Below are 14,469 nucleotides of genomic sequence, written 5' to 3'. Positions count from 1 at the left end.
ATATGAATTATTTGTATGAACCGCAAGGTGAGCGAGAAATCACTAATATTTTGAGTCCGCATGATGTGGGCTATGTCACTGCCTTAGCGCAAGACGTTGCGACAACTGAAAAAAATATAGCCGCTATCGAGAGCGGTTTTTTTAGTGCTCAAAATTCTGATTGGATGGAAAGTGAGCAAGGTAAGTTACATGCAATGGAGCAAGTCCACTTTCACAACACCAAGGAATCAGCGGAAATTTGGCAATTAGTTCAGGATAAAAAACTTACGTTAATCACTCCTGAATATTTCACCAATTCTCGGCGCGGAGCGCACGGCGGAGCCGTGGAGACACTAGGCTTGTCAAAGGGCGGCAAAGTCCGACACGAAAAAAGACGCCATTTAGACCGCTTTATCACCCGCTCACGCCGTCTAAAACCGCGCTCAAAAACACAAAGTGTTCATGTGGAGTCACAGCACTACGGAACTGAACAAAACGCGCCACAAGTCGGATGGGTGCGAGATAAAGAACGCAATCGCCTTGATTATATCCCTAAAGGACAGAGTCGCGCCTATTTGCTCAAAAGAGAGTGGGCTCAACAAGTGAAATTGCAAGTCACTTACCACCCAAGCCCAAGCGATGCGCCGCAATCACCAACAGGTGAGCGTTTCACTGAAAAGTTAAGTTCAAACGCAGTTAAGAAAATCTTTGAGGCGGGTGCATATGTAGCTACTTGTCATGGCGGTTTTACTACGTTCCTGACCTTAACTTTTACCGAAGAACAGCGAAAGCATTTGTTCGGCGGTGAAGCGTTGACCGATGAGGGTTTAGCGTATTGCCCTATTCAAACCACCATAGGCAAAGAGGTATCTCGTTTTCTTGATGGTCTTAAAAAAATGTATCAGCGCGGTTTTGAATATCAACCGTCTGAGGTTGGTGAACTTTCTCTAACCAATAAGATAGTTGTTCAGGGGAACCAAGGGCGACCACTTAAAGCTATCTGGAAAGCGAAAGACGAAAACAAGCAGGTTCGAACACATACCCAAGAATTACACGGAGCAACGAAAAAGCCTTTCGACTTTCATTATGTTTGGGTTGCTGAATGTCCTGCGAATGAAAACGGTGAGCCAAATCCACACGTTCATATTCTATTGAATTACCACGTGCCTAAAGAGCATTTTCAAGGGTGGGCGAAACGTGTTGAGCGCCTTTGGGGGCGTGGTATGGCTAATCTCCAACGTATTCAGCACAAAGAAGCGGCGGCGGGTTATCTCATCAAAGCAATTGGTTATGCCGCTAAAGGTGGTAATGCTGACCAAGGGTTGATTAAAGGTAATCGCTATAACATTGCTCGTTGCAGTCGAGCCCCTGAGTGGGAGGCGTTGGCAAGCTTTGACGTTTCCAATATGACGGGAATTATCAAAGAGTGTGGGTATCGTTTAGAGCAATGGAAAGCTCCAACTAAGCGCGAAATTGCTCGCAAGAAAGCCAAAAAAGAAGAGGCCCAAAAAGCCATTGCTATCAATAAAAAAGCTACAAAGGTCGGGGCAGTCGTCAAGCTAAATAGACTCATAAAGCAGATAGATAGCGAAATTCGAGCACAAAAGGAACGTTTAAGCAGTCGCGGCGTGTTTGCCAGTTCAGATAATCAATTTTCGATTAGCTTTGAGGGCGAGGACTGCGAACAAAAAGCTAATCAATTCTTAGAGTGGGCGGCAGGGGCTAGAGGTTGGAGTATGACGACAGAGGATGCGTATCTAGATGATATACGCCTTGAAGCAAAAGACCGTTACCAACAAGAGTTTAAGCGTTGGCAAGTCAATCAAGCTAACTGGTTAAGTCTGCTCAATCAGGACTTGCCGCCAATACCAACTTATGAAATTCAACAAGAGCTACTCGGTCAGGCCATGAACGAAGTAGAGCAATACTATCGACAACAGGTAATCCAATGACGGAAAAAACAATACAAAGCGAAACCACTCGTTTACTGAATGAAATGGATTCGGAGTCGCAAGCGTATAAGCCCCCGATGGGCTTCGGTTTCATTAAGCCTTGGCTAGTGAAAACCATTTGGCTTTTTAAAGCCTTTAACCAACGTCTAAACGCATTAGAAAAGGAAAATAGCTAATGGAAAATGAAAACGAAATCTTAGGGTATGTAGTGTGCTCGACTTGCTTAACACCAAAGGCAATCAAGCAAGGTAAAGGGAAACGTTCGGCTTATGTTCATGGTCGTTGTGAGTGTGGCCCTGATACTCGTACAGGCAAGGCAATGCAAGCAGAAATGAATGCCTTTAAATCACTTGAAGAAGTGCAATCAGATATCGAAAAGCTCAAAGCTCCAAAGCCAGAGGCTAAACCGATTGTCAATCAAGGGGAATTTAAACCCAATCCAGAGCCAACACCGAAACCCAATACAGATACGGAATCAAAGCCAATCGGAACGGCGGCGTGTGTGGGTATTGGTGCTCTTATGGGGTTGGTGTTTGGTGGTCTAGTTAAAACAATCAAAGTGGTGGCGTAAATGGAAAACGAATTAGAAGTAAATGAAATTGAAGTGAATGAAGATGTGCACACAACGGAAGATGAAGCGGCACTGCTTCAACAGTTAGGTGATGAGCAAGATTTTGACCCTAGTACCGCTGATATTAAACAAGCGGATAATGCGCAAGCTCTAGCGCAAGGCTCAGCGTCTGTAATGGCAATTCTTGGTGTGTCTGAGCAATTGCTAAAACAGTTTGGACATAAAGACTTTGCTATTGACCCATCACAGGCAGAAAGCGTGGCAAGTACGGCAGCACCTTTGTTTGTGAAATATGGCGGTGAAATGCCCCCATGGTTAGCAGCCTACAAAGAAGAGTTTGCATTTCTGGTCGCGGCGGGTTCATTAGGCTTTACGTCATTCCAACAAATCAAAATGCTTAAGGCATCCGATGCGGCGAAAGAAATCACTCAATCGGAAGAGGCAACAGATTCCGCGGAGGAAGCACAATAAATGCAGCCAATTAACCCAAATAATGCCCTTAAAAATGGTCATGTGTTTGCGGTTGGTATGAGTGGCAGCGGGAAAACATCCGCTGCCAAAAAACTCTTTATCAAAGATACTGACCAAGTGGCTATGTTTGACCCAATGGGCGATTACAGTGGAAAGCTTGCAGGGCGTGTGGTGCGCGGGTATTCCAATATTAAAGAGTTTGCCGCCGCACTGATTGCAGGTCGTAAGACAAAACAAGGCTTTAAGATTGCCTATCAACCGACTCATGAAACCACAACCAAAGACTTTGATAAGTTTTGCCAAGTGGTTTGGGCTATGGGGAATGGTAAGCACAAAAAACCGCTTAAAATCATCTGCGAAGAGGTTGCGGAACATAGCGAAAATGCAGGTAAAGCAACGGGCTATCATGGCAAAATATTGCGCTTAGGCCGTAAGTTTAACCTGCATACTATTAACCTGTTTCAACGTGGTCAGGAAGTTTCAAAGACCATTATCGATAACTGTCAGCATGCCTGTGTGATGATGCAAAAGACCAAGGCTAGTGCTGTGTATTTGGAAAAAATGACCGGAATCCCTGCAAGTGATATCGAAAAACTTGATCCACTTGAGTACCTATTACAAGACGGTAAAGCGTTCAAAAAAGGGGTGATTAAGTGGTAAATTGTGATGCAAAGCCCATTTATTCCGAATCGATTCCCAATAACTATTAGGAATCGATTCCCAATAGCCTGTTTAAGTAAAAGCCGCCTAATGTTGGGCGGTTTTTTTTATAGGTAAAGAAATGGCAGGTTTTACACCGAAGAAACTCGCGGTTATTGCTCTTGTAGCATCCGTTGTGGCGGCTGGCGTGGTTTGGGCTTCAAACAACGTTGACGCTGTTGAAGATACCATCGGTTAAGGGAGTAATTATCAATGTCTGCTCCAACTAAACTCAATTCCTTCACGGGTGCGGATTACGGCGAGAAAGCAACGCTGACTATTCCGATTGGTCCTACTTATGAAGAAATCTTTCTTGAGACCAACCTTGCGGCTGCACAATTGCGCCGTATCACGCTGACACTTAATGCAGATGAAATCATTGTTTTAGATGGTGAGTTCATCAAGAAGTTAGAAGCGTACAAAGGCCTGACTCAGGTAGATGGTTTCTTCACAATTCCACTGTCTGATATCACAGCAAAAACGAAAAACGGCGTTCGTTACACAGGTCTGGTAACGGAAATGGGCGATAACATTACGCTAGAAGTGGAAATTGCTTCTACCTCTCAAGCGAATGCACCCAAGGTTCAATTGCAAGCATGGGCGACCGTTTCAGCGCGTCAACCTGCACGTGTGGTTGTGCCAAAAATCAAAAAGCAAACCATGCAAGCAAGCTCTACAGAAAATGAGTTTCTTGATCTTGTTTCGGGCCCACTTCAATTGGTTCGCCGCATGCACTTTTTAAGTGATGAAATTCATACACTGCAAATCTACCGTGATTTTGTGAAGGTCTTTGACTCTTCACGAGCTTTGGAAGATATGCGAGCAAAACGCAATCGCCGTTTTTGGCAAGCGGGCTGCTTCCATTTCGACCCAATCATGCGCGGTTTTTACATTGATGAACTGTTTCCAACGGCACATAGCTCGGAGCTTAAGTTCACAGTGAAAACCAATCAGCCTGTCGGCTCTATTCCAATTATTGTTGAGTCAGTGGAAGTTGTTCGCCCTGATTTAGTGTAGGGGGTGACTTTTGGCTTTTTGGGATGATTTAACCGATTTTGGGTCTGGGCTTCTGGATGATGTAGGTGAAGGTATGGGTAACTTGATTGATACCGCTACCAAAGACGACTCATCGAAAAACGCAGGTACGACTCAGCAACCCCAACAGCCTGTAAAAGATAATCATGGCAACGCGGTGACAGGTTCACCGCTGCCCCAAACGACTGACAAAACATTGTTGTATGTCGGTGGCGGTTTGGGTGTCGCGTTATTGCTTACGGTGTTGGTTATTGCAGTGAAAAAGTAAGGGGGAAGCATGCCATTGATTGTGCTTCTTCCTCTGGTTGCGGGCGGCGTTGGATTTGGGGCGGGCTTTTGGTCTGGTTCAGGTGCAACGAAATTATTAAAAGTCGCGGCGGTAAGTGGCGGCTGTTATGTGGCTTATCGAGTCATTAAGGGGGGCAAATGATACCGGGTATCGGCGGCGGTTTAAGCGCGGGCGGTTCTATGCCTATCAGTGCTGGAGGTGGTTCGGCTGGCCCTAGTGAGGCAACAGGGACTAACTCGATTGGTGGCATTCGTAATGGTGCTATCAATTTTGGTGGGAGTGCGGGGCAAAGCCTTGCTCAAAACCTGCCGTTTGTCTTGTTGGCTCTTGGTATTGCGTGGGTGGCGTTTAAGAAATGAATTTCATGTTAATTAAACCTACTCGCGCTGACATCAAAGCACAATTTGCCCTGATTAAATCCGCATTTAACGGGGTGCATTGTGCCAAGGCTGAATATCAATTTTGTTGTGAAGCAGTCAGTAATAAACAGGCGAGCTTTTACCACTTAAAAGGTGCGGGTGTCTCTGTTCGTTTTGTTGGTTTGGTTACCAGTGATAACGAGTATTTGATTTTGGCTATGACAGGTAAGGGGTTAGTGAAAGCGGCTCCTTGCATTATTGAAGCGGTGAAGTCTCAAGGTTATCGCTCAATTAAATATCACACGGTGCGTCGTGGGATGGAACGCATCCTTAAAGCGTTTGGTTTCGTTGTTGCAGATAAGACAGAGCATGAATCGGTTTTATCACTCGCATGGGAGGGGTGCTAATGGGTGGCGGTGGCAGTAGTTCAAGTAAGAACGTTACAAACACAACCAACACTAGCGGCACCAGTGCCATTAGTGGGGATAACCTTGGTGTTGTTATTTCGGGCGTAAATGGGAACATTGGTGATATCACCATGACCGACCATGCCGCAATGGAAAAGGCAACCGAAATCACCAAGAGCGCACTAGACAGCAATACCGCCGCCATTAAGGAGGCGGTAAGCCTTGGCTCTGATGCGATTCAATCCAATGAGAACGTCAGCAAGGCCGCACTGAGCAGCAATGAGAATGTGACCAAAGCTGCGCTGGATAACGGGCAGGAATCACTATCAAAAGCACTCGCCTTTGGTGATAGCTCGCTAGAGAGCAACCGCAAAGTGACAGAAAAGGCATTGGACAGTATGCGCATGAACAGCGCAGACACAACGTCCGCCATTAAGTCTATGGCGGCGCAATCGGGAGAGAACGCCCGCGCCGCTTTGCTTATGGCAGAAAATACCGCCTCTCGCAGTCAAACAGGCAGTGCTGGAGAAATGTCAAAAGTTGCGATTGCAGTTGCAGTGGCAGCAGGTGTGGGAATGGTCGCAACGGCCTTTAAGGGGGCTAAATGAAACAGCTAACCTTACAGGCTAATGAAGTTAAACGTTTTGGTGTGGGTTCTGATAAGTGGCTGATTGTCCGTGAATCTCAAGAGTACCTCTATGTTCGCAGTGATAACGGCGAACAAATTCGTGTTGATGCGGGAGATACGTTAGATATTGAAAGCTTTAAAGAGCTTGAAATTTCTAACCCTCATGCAGTGTCAATTCGAGTGGTGTACCAACTCACTAAACGTGATCTAAAAACCACCCCACCTGCACAGGTGAAGTTTGCTCAATCGTTGGCAGTCAGTGAGATTCGTTCAATCGTGACCACTCGACAAGAAACGGCGCAACGCTTTATCAGTCGTGACCATTTGCTTATTAACCCTAATGAAAAGAAACGTTTGTTCAATGCCTCAGTTACACGACTAGAGGCGATTATCCAAAACATTAGCGATACGGAAGTAGAAGCGATGATTGGTGATAGCAATGTTTCTGCCGTGGTCGGGCTTCCGGTTATGGGGGACAGACAAGCCCCCGCAGGAATTACGATTACGGGTGGTGGTGAGCTTTGGGCGTACAACAACTCAAATCAACCTTTAAAACTGGCAATGATGGAGGTGCACCGATGAGTCACCTCATGCCACGTCGAGCGGTCGTTAAATACGACCCGCTCACTGAACACTTAAAGAACCTACAACCTGAACAGGTAGACGCGTTGGAAATGATGCGCGGCGTATACAGCAATCAGGTATCACTAAGCTCGGCGGTAGTCTCATTACAACGCCACGCTTTCAATTCAGATAATGACGTTCACGAACTGGCCGACAGTGTTGCAGCGAATACGTTGCCGCGTCTGCAGAACGTAGCGGAAGAAATGGAGAAAGAACTCAATGAGTGATTTTACGGCAATCGGGCAACTGGTGACCGAAGCCCGAAACCTACTAGATAGCATCAAGGGCGGTGCTATTCGAACCATGCAAACGCAGTTTGATAGCAAAATTACAAGCTTCGTAAATGTGTTTGATGGAAAAGTCGCAGGCTTTACAAATTCATTCAACAGTAAGCTTTCTGGCTATCAAGGTCAGATGAACGCAGTTACCAAAGCTGTTATGGAAGTGATTAATGGGGTTAACGTTTATAACGTTGGCGGAAAAAAGGTCTATTCACTGAGGCATACCGTTGCGAATGGTGGTTATAAAAAAGGAGCGAACTTAGACCCTAGTCACCCTAATGTAGCTGACCCAACCATACCTACATCTTACTTTAATTTGATTGAATTTGTTGCAAACGGCGGGTTTGGTAAATATGGCAACTCTTTTCGAATCGAGTTTTATCAGACGCACCGAGGTATGGCTTCTAGCAGCTACTTAGACCATTTCGTTTTCACAGGAACGTGTGCTTATGACTCCGTCTCCGGTGTTCTTGAAGTAAAGAAGACAACTGGGCGCGAAGGTATTTGTTTATTCATTTCTCAGCCAAGCGGTGACCGTGAAGTTCTAATTACCAAGGATATGGAAGGGCAGATTATTCCGATTAGCCTACGAGATATTGGGCAAGGAAGAGATTCAGGAATCGCTCGACTGACAGTTAAAGCAGATACGCGACACCAAGCTGGCTCGACCCGAGTATTTCGAGTCGACGCAGAGTATGACGCGAGTTGCGCCCGCCCACCTGTAAATGTGTTCAATGATAGCCCTGTAAACTGGAGCAAATAACCATGGAAATTATTACTCACGATATAGCAGACAATGACTTAGTTTTAGCTTCGCGTTGGACTGAAATTCGCGCAATACGAGAAGGTAAGCTAAAAGTTGCAGACACACTTTTAGAAGCTGCTATTGATGCAGGTTTCAGTGAAGCGCCATTCCGACAGTATCGCCAAGCTCTACGCGATATCCCTCAAACCTACAGCAATCCGGAAGATGTGGTATGGCCTCAAAAACCATCATTGCCGCAAGCGTCTGTTTAGCCGTTGGAGGGCTATTACTTATGAAAAAAGAAACCGTTTCTAAATGGGTGCTATCAGCACGTAGTGAAGCTCGAATGGGTGGGGTTCACCGAGATTTAAAAGCCGTGGTTCATCGCGCTATTCAGCTTTCACCGTTTGATTTTGGTATCACCTCTGGCAAACGTACAGCGGAAGAACAAAACGTTCTATTCAAAAAAGGTGCAAGCCAACTGGACGGTTATTCTCGTAAGAGTCGACACCAAACAGGCCATGCCATCGATTTTGTTGTTTATGACGAAAACGGGAAAGTGACTTGGGGCTTTAGCTATTACGAGCAAGTAAGTTGGGCGTTTAAACAGGCCGCTCGTGAATTGGGTGTGCCTATCAAGTGGGGTGGTGATTGGAAGTCTTTTAAAGATGGTCCACACATCGAACTGGATAAGGCTGTTTACCGATGATGAACAAAGGTGACGCGAAACGAATCGCCGTCACCGTTGTTGGTGCGGTGGTAGCGGCTTACACAATCAAATTCTTAAAGAAGCAAGGTTGGCTATGATTGGATTAATTACCTCCCTTTTCACTGAGGGGGTCGGGTACTTTAAGCAAAAGCAGGAAGCAAAGCACAAGGCGCAAGAGCGTGACGACAAGCTAGAGCAAGCTAAGTTAGACGCTCAAATCAAGCGACTGCAATCCGGTGATGAATCAGCGGCGAAATTGGATGAACTGAGCATTAAGCAGAGAGGCTGGAAAGATGAATATCTATTGATTCTGACCACCTTACCGCTAGGGCTATCGTTTATCCCTGATTGGGCGCATATCGTTGATGCGGGTTTTGCTGCATTGGGTGGTGTACCAGAATATTACTGGTATGCGCTAGGGATGATTTACGTTGATACGTTCGGTTTTCGTCGAATGGTGCGGGTTGCCTTTGAGCATTGGCTGCAAAAACGTTTAGGGGGTGTAAATGGTTGAGCTATTCCAGTATCTCACGTCAATGGGCTTGCCTCCCTCAATGTTAATCATCGTTGCTATATTCTGGCGACATAACAACCGACTTATCCGATTGGAAACTAAAGTCTTTTAGTTTTATAAAGCCCACTAACCTAAGTGGGCTTTATTATTTTTGTTTGATACTATTTTGTGCGCATATGCAAATAGGGATAATGAACAAATGAAAAATAAAGGCTTAATCGTTGGTTTAATAGCGTCTGTATCACTGGTCGGTTGTGGTGGTGGGGGCGGGGGAAGCTCTACCCCTAGTAGTTCTAGTTCATTTTCGGGCAGTGGGATTTATGTCAACACTGCGGATTTAGCTGTGATGGTAATCGACTCTTCGCGTTCTGCTAATAATTTGGTGGTGGGTGACTTTGCAAATAATGGTGTTTACTTTACTGATAGTGCAACCACGACAGAAAAGCAGATGAAAACTAAGGGCGTAACGTACGCTGATACATCAAGTTTCCTTAAAAGTAGTAGTCAGGAAATGACTGCTAATTTTACGGGTAATTCTGTGTCACTGACTGCGGTTTTTAATGGAAGCAATCTAGCGTACTCAATGGATAAAACGTCTGATTCTTTGCAACTATCTGAGATTGTAGGTACTCATACAAATCTTAACGATGGTAGTACATGGACAATCAATGCTGATAGCTCTTTTGCTGTAAATGGTATTTGTACAATCACAGGAACCCTTGTGCGTAACGGCGCGTATTTCAATGTAAACAACGCAAACGCTGTGTCATGTGCTCAAGTTTCAATGAATGGTACGTATAGCGGTGTGTTTCTTACCGTTAAGCATGGCGGTATAGATTATGTGGCTGGCTTATTAGGAAATGATACTTCGTTGCTTTGGGGGAGTGCTCCAAAGAGTTAAAAAGAAAGCCCACTATTGCTAGTGGTCATTTTGTGGTTTTTCTGTTTTTATTTTAATTTAAAAACAATGACTTAATCTTCATTGAAAGGCTCATTACTGAGCCTTTTTCCATTTATTGGGGTGTTATACCAACCATTAAGGTTACTGGTATCAGAGCTTCTTGATAAAGCGGCTTTCGACTTCCATCGTAAACTCTTCATTATCCGAGAGTATAAACTGAATTGTCGAAACTGGTGAGCTCAGTTTTTCTGGATCGGCTCCCAAACTGATAGGTAGATTCAGAACCTCGCCTGGTTCTACGGTAATGGTTTGCTTACCGTACCAGATCGATTCTGGAAGCCCACTCACATCAAGCTTATATTCTTGCTCTTGCTGAGTTTTGTTGATCACTTTTAGGGTGTAGGTGTTTTCAACAAGTCCTTGGCTATTGATTCTGAACAGCTGGTTTCTATCACGCAGTACGCTTAACCCAGCAGGATCTACACTCGCTATTTGGACAAAGAACAAACCAAGCATAAGAATCAAAATGGCTCCATAGCCTAGCAGCTTAGGACGCATTACCTTGGTTGAGTGCCCCTCAAGCCTATGCTCGGTGGTGTAGTTGATCAGGCCTTTCTCATAACCCATGCGTTCCATCGTGTTGTCGCAGGCATCGATACACGCGCCACAGTTAATACACTCGTATTGTAGACCGTCACGAATATCAATTCCGGTAGGGCAAACTTGCACACATAAATTACAGTCAATACAGTCGCCTAAGCCGAGTTGTTTGTGATCCACTTTACGTGAACGAGGACCACGGCTTTCACCACGCTCGGTGTTATAGCCAACAATGAAGGTATCTTTGTCGAACATAGCCGATTGGAAACGCGCATACGGACACATGTGCAGACAAACTATCGAGCGCATCCAACCCGCGTTAGCATAAGTACAACCCGCGAAGAACAGTACCCAAAACACAGGCCAAAAAGTGGAATTAAAGGTAAAGAAGCCAACCACCAACTCTTTGATTGGAATGAAGTAGCCAACGAAGGTGAGGCCGGTTGCGATAGCAATAGCCCACCATGCGATGTGTTTGAGTGTTTTCCTGATCGCCAAATTGGCGGTGAGTTTGTTTGAATCTTGCTTCTTACGTTTGTTAGCCGCGCCTTCCAGTTTCTCTTCGAACCAAATGTACATGAAGGTCCAGACGGTTTGAGGGCACAAATAGCCACACCAGACTCGTCCTAAGAAGGTGGTTATGAAGAATAAGCCAAACGCCGCAATCATGAATAGGATGGCGAGTAGCGTCAGATCTTGTGGGTACAGAGTTGTACCAAAGAAGTTGAACTGTTGGCTGCCGATATCGAGCAAGATCGCTTGTCGTTCACCAAATGGAATCCATGGGATAAGCGCAAAAAGTAAAAGTAAGAACCAACCGCCATAGCGGCGTAGCTGTTGGAATTTACCTTTGCTTTCTCGCACATAGATGCGGTTACTTGGGTTAAATCGATCTCCATTACCTTTATGTGTCTTGGGATTAAAGGTTTTAGGAGTCACATCTTTGATATCGATTTTATCCTGACTCATGGACTATCCTTTTGGTGGCTATACCCTTCTGCGAGAGTATTGACGACATTGCTTTAAAATATGGTGTTAGAGAACCTAAGCTTCGAGTTTGGTGCATGGGCTGACTTAGCACTGACTCTTATTATTTTAGAAGATTCTTATGGGTGGCGATTATAACGGCAATCTTGTTGTCATTTCTTTAACGCAATCAACCTTTAACAACAAAAGTGGTAACAGTTGTGACGAAAAAATAGCGAACAGAAACAAAATAAGCGACCGAGTGGTCGCTTATTGAAAGTCTGTTTGATTGTTTTGAGCCGGTTAGATGATACCGCGCGCTTTAAGAATCGCTGTTTTGAAGTCATCTTCTTGGTCTTTTTTCAGACCTGGGATCATTTCATCTTTTTCGCTATTACGCATTTTTAGATGATAGATAAGAACATCATCAGTCAGGTCTTCAAGCTTACCTTGGTAGCCCGCTTCTTTTGATAGCTTAATGATGAACTCTAATAGGTTAAGCTCTTGATCTTTCTGCCACTCAGGCTCCATCAGTTCAAGTAGTTCCTCAATGCGGTGACACTTCATACTTTACTTCTCCACAAATTTTATAATGATTTGTGGCTAAGGTATCAAATCGGGTAGGGAATACCAATGTGTAAAGACATTGCAAGACGGGACGGGGCAAGAAAAAAGCGCAGTAAAAACTGCGCTTTTCGTTAAGCGGCTTTAATTACTTTTGTTGCAGTCGGTGCTAATAAAGCAGTCTTCTGAACGAGAGTCATTGTAGGAGCCAATTTCTTAGCCGTTGGAGCAGCAACAAAGCCACTACGACGACGCATCGCACTACGGTTGGTGTGCGAGAACCTGACAGCTGTTGGGCGCATTAATTTACCTAACGGTCAGGCATATCCATTGCCAATCTAATGGCCTGACTTATCATGAGCTTCGCTTCAATTACTTGAAGAGTCACTCGTCTGGCTTTCGCCAATCCGAAAAATAAATCAGGATAATGATATGCATGCATATCAAGGCTTAGATTATCATTATCTCAGTTATCGATCGACGCCTGAGTGATAATTAAACGATATTAGAGCTAAAATAGTGTGAGCAGTATATTTGAGTTTGAACCTCTTTCAGGCTTAAGATGATGCTTTAAAGGAGGTGCATATGTCGTTCTTAAAGAAAACGTTAGCAAGTTTTGGAATTGGATCTGCCAAGGTGGATTCTGTATTGCAACAGGAAGTGCTTTACCCAGGTAAGAAGGCGAGCATTATTGTGCATGTCTATGGTGGCGCTCAGCCGCAAGAGATCGACAACATCGATCTCAACTTGTGCTGTCGTTACGTCAAAGAGGTCACCATGAACTCGCAAAGGCAAGAGGGCGGTCATAAACGTCGAATGCACCAAACATACTCGTTGGCCAAATGGAGCCTACCGTATGCCTTTGTTATTCAGCCGGGAGAAACTCGAGATTTTGAATGTGAGTTTGATGTGCCGCTGAATACACCGGTTACGATTGGTGATTCAAAGGTGTGGCTGGAGACAGGACTCGATATTGCGATGGCAATCGATCCGTCTGATAAGGACGTTTTAACGGTTCGTCCTGATCCATTGCTCGATGGCATCTTTAACGAACTAGAAGCTCAAGGGCTACGCATTCGCCAAGTCGAGTGTGAAGCGGTGGAAGGTTTTGAGTTACCGTTTGTGCAAGAGTTCGAATTTGTTCCGACGACTGGCCCTTATCATGGCCGGTGGCGTGAATTGGAGGTGGTTGCACATCACGATGAAACAGAGCTCAAGCTGTGGTTTGAGATCGATAGAAATCGTGATGGTGCCAAAGGCATGTTAGCGAGCTTGCTTGGTATTGGTCAGCTACAACGCCAATTGAGCGTCCCGCTTGATACCTCACCAGAAGATGCCGGTAAGATGGTGGTCGAGTATTTAGAAAGCGCGTCTTAGCTGAATCGCATATATTTACCTAGTCACAACGGTCAGCTTTGTCGCACATTTTAGAAGTCATTTTGTCATAAAAATTTAAGCTTACACGTGTAAGCTTAATGTGTAATACTAGTCTAATCGAACATTTACTCTAGTAGGATAATCATGTCTGCATCATCGGCGAGCGAATACAGTGACATCGAAGAACGCGCTAATGCGATAACTCATGGCTTAGGCGTAGTGCTTGGTGTGGTTGGTTTAATCCTGCTACTGATTCGTGCGTTTGACTATCAAGCTGACATGCTGACTATTACCAGCATGACGGTCTATGGCAGCAGCATTATCCTTCTGTTTCTTGCTTCTACGCTTTACCACTCGATCACCACAGAAAAAACCAAGCGCTTACTGAAAACTCTCGACCATTGTGCGATTTACTTACTGATCGCAGGCAGCTACACGCCCTTTTTATTGGTCGGTTTAAGAACCCCACTCGCAATGGGTTTGATGGCGGTTATCTGGGGAATTGCGTTGGTCGGTATTATCATGAAGATAGCATTCGTGTACCGATTTAAGCGTCTATCGCTGTTCATTTATTTAGCGATGGGTTGGCTATCTTTGGTTGTGGTTTATCAATTGGCGATGAACATCGATATAGGTGGCCTGGTGTTGTTGGCGGTTGGCGGGGTGATTTACTCGCTGGGTGTGATTTTCTATGTGGCAAAACGCATCCCTTATAACCATGCCATCTGGCACTTGTTTGTATTGGCGGGCTGCGCTTGCCATTTCTTCGCTATTTATCTGTATGTGACGCCAGTTTAG

General features: G+C 45.0%; 23 protein-coding genes. 20 read left to right on the top strand and 3 right to left on the bottom strand.

The genetic code is table 11. The annotated features are described in order from the left end of the window. The first annotated feature begins 2 nt into the window (after positions 1 to 2). The 18 genes from IHV80_RS16265 to IHV80_RS16180 all read left to right on the top strand — a co-directional run bounded on the left by IHV80_RS16265 (position 3) and on the right by IHV80_RS16180 (position 10,164). On the top strand, positions 3 to 1,931 hold the full coding sequence (locus IHV80_RS16265; RefSeq protein WP_192889649.1) for a rolling circle replication-associated protein: 1,929 nt from the start codon (positions 3 to 5) through the stop codon (positions 1,929 to 1,931). Further along, on the top strand, positions 1,928 to 2,107 hold the full coding sequence (locus IHV80_RS16260) for a hypothetical protein (protein ID WP_008221318.1): 180 nt from the start codon (positions 1,928 to 1,930) through the stop codon (positions 2,105 to 2,107). The genes IHV80_RS16265 and IHV80_RS16260 overlap by 4 nt, the downstream gene beginning before the upstream one ends. Next, positions 2,107 to 2,502 (top strand): hypothetical protein, encoded by a 396-nt coding sequence (locus IHV80_RS16255; RefSeq protein ID WP_019820832.1) that lies wholly within the window; start codon positions 2,107 to 2,109, stop codon positions 2,500 to 2,502. Before IHV80_RS16260 ends, IHV80_RS16255 begins: the two co-directional genes overlap by 1 nt. Further along, entirely contained in the window at positions 2,503 to 2,973 is a 471-nt protein-coding gene (locus tag IHV80_RS16250) for a hypothetical protein (protein ID WP_192889648.1), read from the top strand. It abuts the gene before it with no gap. Beyond that, positions 2,974 to 3,633 carry an ATP-binding protein gene (locus tag IHV80_RS16245; protein WP_008221310.1) on the top strand — a complete coding sequence of 220 codons (660 nt, stop codon included), beginning with the start codon at positions 2,974 to 2,976 and terminating at the stop codon, positions 3,631 to 3,633. Between the two features lie 252 nt (positions 3,634 to 3,885). Further along, entirely contained in the window at positions 3,886 to 4,689 is an 804-nt protein-coding gene (locus tag IHV80_RS16240; protein WP_008221307.1) for a major capsid protein P2, read from the top strand. Positions 4,690 to 4,699: 10 nt separating this feature from the next. Next, positions 4,700 to 4,975 (top strand): hypothetical protein, encoded by a 276-nt coding sequence (locus IHV80_RS16235; protein ID WP_008221305.1) that lies wholly within the window; start codon positions 4,700 to 4,702, stop codon positions 4,973 to 4,975. A 9-nt stretch (positions 4,976 to 4,984) separates the two neighbouring features. Beyond that, complete coding sequence (locus IHV80_RS16230) at positions 4,985 to 5,137, top strand: hypothetical protein (RefSeq protein ID WP_008221303.1); 153 nt, start codon at positions 4,985 to 4,987, stop codon at positions 5,135 to 5,137. Then, positions 5,134 to 5,355, top strand: a complete 222-nt coding sequence (locus IHV80_RS16225) for a hypothetical protein (protein ID WP_008221301.1) — start codon at positions 5,134 to 5,136, stop codon at positions 5,353 to 5,355. Before IHV80_RS16230 ends, IHV80_RS16225 begins: the two co-directional genes overlap by 4 nt. Positions 5,356 to 5,360: 5 nt before the next feature. Further along, complete coding sequence (locus tag IHV80_RS16220) at positions 5,361 to 5,762, top strand: hypothetical protein (protein ID WP_192889647.1); 402 nt, start codon at positions 5,361 to 5,363, stop codon at positions 5,760 to 5,762. Continuing rightward, complete coding sequence (locus IHV80_RS16215; protein WP_192889646.1) at positions 5,762 to 6,370, top strand: hypothetical protein; 609 nt, start codon at positions 5,762 to 5,764, stop codon at positions 6,368 to 6,370. The genes IHV80_RS16220 and IHV80_RS16215 overlap by 1 nt, the downstream gene beginning before the upstream one ends. Then, a complete protein-coding gene (locus tag IHV80_RS16210; RefSeq protein WP_192889645.1) occupies positions 6,367 to 6,972 on the top strand; it encodes a hypothetical protein in 606 nt (201 codons plus the stop codon). Before IHV80_RS16215 ends, IHV80_RS16210 begins: the two co-directional genes overlap by 4 nt. Next, entirely contained in the window at positions 6,969 to 7,241 is a 273-nt protein-coding gene (locus tag IHV80_RS16205; protein ID WP_192889644.1) for a hypothetical protein, read from the top strand. Before IHV80_RS16210 ends, IHV80_RS16205 begins: the two co-directional genes overlap by 4 nt. Next, positions 7,234 to 8,058 carry a hypothetical protein gene (locus IHV80_RS16200; protein ID WP_192890788.1) on the top strand — a complete coding sequence of 275 codons (825 nt, stop codon included), beginning with the start codon at positions 7,234 to 7,236 and terminating at the stop codon, positions 8,056 to 8,058. The genes IHV80_RS16205 and IHV80_RS16200 overlap by 8 nt, the downstream gene beginning before the upstream one ends. A 2-nt stretch (positions 8,059 to 8,060) precedes the next feature. Next, the gene (locus IHV80_RS16195; protein ID WP_192889643.1) at positions 8,061 to 8,312 is read left to right on the top strand and encodes a phage tail assembly chaperone; all 252 of its coding nucleotides are present in this window, start codon (positions 8,061 to 8,063) and stop codon (positions 8,310 to 8,312) included. 20 nt (positions 8,313 to 8,332) lie between these two features. Then, entirely contained in the window at positions 8,333 to 8,749 is a 417-nt protein-coding gene (locus IHV80_RS16190; RefSeq protein WP_102983409.1) for a M15 family metallopeptidase, read from the top strand. Positions 8,750 to 8,843: 94 nt separating this feature from the next. After that, positions 8,844 to 9,263 carry a hypothetical protein gene (locus tag IHV80_RS16185; RefSeq protein ID WP_192889642.1) on the top strand — a complete coding sequence of 140 codons (420 nt, stop codon included), beginning with the start codon at positions 8,844 to 8,846 and terminating at the stop codon, positions 9,261 to 9,263. A 199-nt stretch (positions 9,264 to 9,462) separates the two neighbouring features. Further along, positions 9,463 to 10,164 carry a hypothetical protein gene (locus IHV80_RS16180; RefSeq protein ID WP_192889641.1) on the top strand — a complete coding sequence of 234 codons (702 nt, stop codon included), beginning with the start codon at positions 9,463 to 9,465 and terminating at the stop codon, positions 10,162 to 10,164. A 150-nt stretch (positions 10,165 to 10,314) separates the two neighbouring features. Here the strand turns inward: IHV80_RS16180 and ccoG are convergent, their stop codons facing one another. The 3 genes from ccoG to IHV80_RS16165 all read right to left on the bottom strand — a co-directional run bounded on the left by ccoG (position 10,315) and on the right by IHV80_RS16165 (position 12,596). Next, on the bottom strand, positions 10,315 to 11,733 hold the full coding sequence (gene ccoG / locus IHV80_RS16175) for a cytochrome c oxidase accessory protein CcoG (RefSeq protein ID WP_192889640.1): 1,419 nt from the start codon (positions 11,731 to 11,733) through the stop codon (positions 10,315 to 10,317). A gap of 300 nt (positions 11,734 to 12,033) precedes the next feature. Beyond that, entirely contained in the window at positions 12,034 to 12,297 is a 264-nt protein-coding gene (locus IHV80_RS16170; protein ID WP_017109664.1) for a YihD family protein, read from the bottom strand. A gap of 131 nt (positions 12,298 to 12,428) precedes the next feature. Next, on the bottom strand, positions 12,429 to 12,596 hold the full coding sequence (locus IHV80_RS16165) for a hypothetical protein (RefSeq protein ID WP_004735761.1): 168 nt from the start codon (positions 12,594 to 12,596) through the stop codon (positions 12,429 to 12,431). A gap of 283 nt (positions 12,597 to 12,879) precedes the next feature. Here IHV80_RS16165 and IHV80_RS16160 point away from each other — a divergent pair, with 283 nt between their 5' ends. Together IHV80_RS16160 and trhA are read left to right on the top strand one after the other, a co-directional pair. Beyond that, positions 12,880 to 13,671, top strand: a complete 792-nt coding sequence (locus IHV80_RS16160) for a sporulation protein (protein ID WP_192889639.1) — start codon at positions 12,880 to 12,882, stop codon at positions 13,669 to 13,671. A gap of 144 nt (positions 13,672 to 13,815) precedes the next feature. After that, positions 13,816 to 14,469 (top strand): PAQR family membrane homeostasis protein TrhA, encoded by a 654-nt coding sequence (trhA, locus tag IHV80_RS16155; RefSeq protein ID WP_192889638.1) that lies wholly within the window; start codon positions 13,816 to 13,818, stop codon positions 14,467 to 14,469.

The sequence above is a fragment of the Vibrio bathopelagicus genome (genome assembly GCF_014879975.1).
Taxonomy (GTDB): Bacteria; Pseudomonadota; Gammaproteobacteria; order Enterobacterales; family Vibrionaceae; genus Vibrio; species Vibrio bathopelagicus.
Note: the sequence above shows the minus strand (reverse complement) of the source record. Positions and strands in the feature narration are given on the sequence as shown.

Excerpts from the sequence above, each read along its gene's own strand:
- IHV80_RS16265 (WP_192889649.1), top strand. The coding sequence starts at position 3 with ATGAATTATTTGTATGAACCGCAAGGTGAGCGAGAAATCACTAATATT.
- IHV80_RS16260 (WP_008221318.1), top strand. The coding sequence starts at position 1,928 with ATGACGGAAAAAACAATACAAAGCGAAACCACTCGTTTACTGAATGAA.
- IHV80_RS16255 (WP_019820832.1), top strand. The coding sequence starts at position 2,107 with ATGGAAAATGAAAACGAAATCTTAGGGTATGTAGTGTGCTCGACTTGC.
- IHV80_RS16250 (WP_192889648.1), top strand. The coding sequence starts at position 2,503 with ATGGAAAACGAATTAGAAGTAAATGAAATTGAAGTGAATGAAGATGTG.
- IHV80_RS16245 (WP_008221310.1), top strand. The coding sequence starts at position 2,974 with ATGCAGCCAATTAACCCAAATAATGCCCTTAAAAATGGTCATGTGTTT.
- IHV80_RS16240 (WP_008221307.1), top strand. The coding sequence starts at position 3,886 with ATGTCTGCTCCAACTAAACTCAATTCCTTCACGGGTGCGGATTACGGC.
- IHV80_RS16230 (WP_008221303.1), top strand. The coding sequence starts at position 4,985 with ATGCCATTGATTGTGCTTCTTCCTCTGGTTGCGGGCGGCGTTGGATTT.
- IHV80_RS16225 (WP_008221301.1), top strand. The coding sequence starts at position 5,134 with ATGATACCGGGTATCGGCGGCGGTTTAAGCGCGGGCGGTTCTATGCCT.
- IHV80_RS16220 (WP_192889647.1), top strand. The coding sequence starts at position 5,361 with ATGTTAATTAAACCTACTCGCGCTGACATCAAAGCACAATTTGCCCTG.
- IHV80_RS16215 (WP_192889646.1), top strand. The coding sequence starts at position 5,762 with ATGGGTGGCGGTGGCAGTAGTTCAAGTAAGAACGTTACAAACACAACC.
- IHV80_RS16210 (WP_192889645.1), top strand. The coding sequence starts at position 6,367 with ATGAAACAGCTAACCTTACAGGCTAATGAAGTTAAACGTTTTGGTGTG.
- IHV80_RS16205 (WP_192889644.1), top strand. The coding sequence starts at position 6,969 with ATGAGTCACCTCATGCCACGTCGAGCGGTCGTTAAATACGACCCGCTC.
- IHV80_RS16200 (WP_192890788.1), top strand. The coding sequence starts at position 7,234 with ATGAGTGATTTTACGGCAATCGGGCAACTGGTGACCGAAGCCCGAAAC.
- IHV80_RS16195 (WP_192889643.1), top strand. The coding sequence starts at position 8,061 with ATGGAAATTATTACTCACGATATAGCAGACAATGACTTAGTTTTAGCT.
- IHV80_RS16190 (WP_102983409.1), top strand. The coding sequence starts at position 8,333 with ATGAAAAAAGAAACCGTTTCTAAATGGGTGCTATCAGCACGTAGTGAA.
- IHV80_RS16185 (WP_192889642.1), top strand. The coding sequence starts at position 8,844 with ATGATTGGATTAATTACCTCCCTTTTCACTGAGGGGGTCGGGTACTTT.
- IHV80_RS16180 (WP_192889641.1), top strand. The coding sequence starts at position 9,463 with ATGAAAAATAAAGGCTTAATCGTTGGTTTAATAGCGTCTGTATCACTG.
- ccoG (WP_192889640.1), bottom strand. The coding sequence starts at position 11,733 with ATGAGTCAGGATAAAATCGATATCAAAGATGTGACTCCTAAAACCTTT.
- IHV80_RS16170 (WP_017109664.1), bottom strand. The coding sequence starts at position 12,297 with ATGAAGTGTCACCGCATTGAGGAACTACTTGAACTGATGGAGCCTGAG.
- IHV80_RS16165 (WP_004735761.1), bottom strand. The coding sequence starts at position 12,596 with ATGCGCCCAACAGCTGTCAGGTTCTCGCACACCAACCGTAGTGCGATG.
- IHV80_RS16160 (WP_192889639.1), top strand. The coding sequence starts at position 12,880 with ATGTCGTTCTTAAAGAAAACGTTAGCAAGTTTTGGAATTGGATCTGCC.
- trhA (WP_192889638.1), top strand. The coding sequence starts at position 13,816 with ATGTCTGCATCATCGGCGAGCGAATACAGTGACATCGAAGAACGCGCT.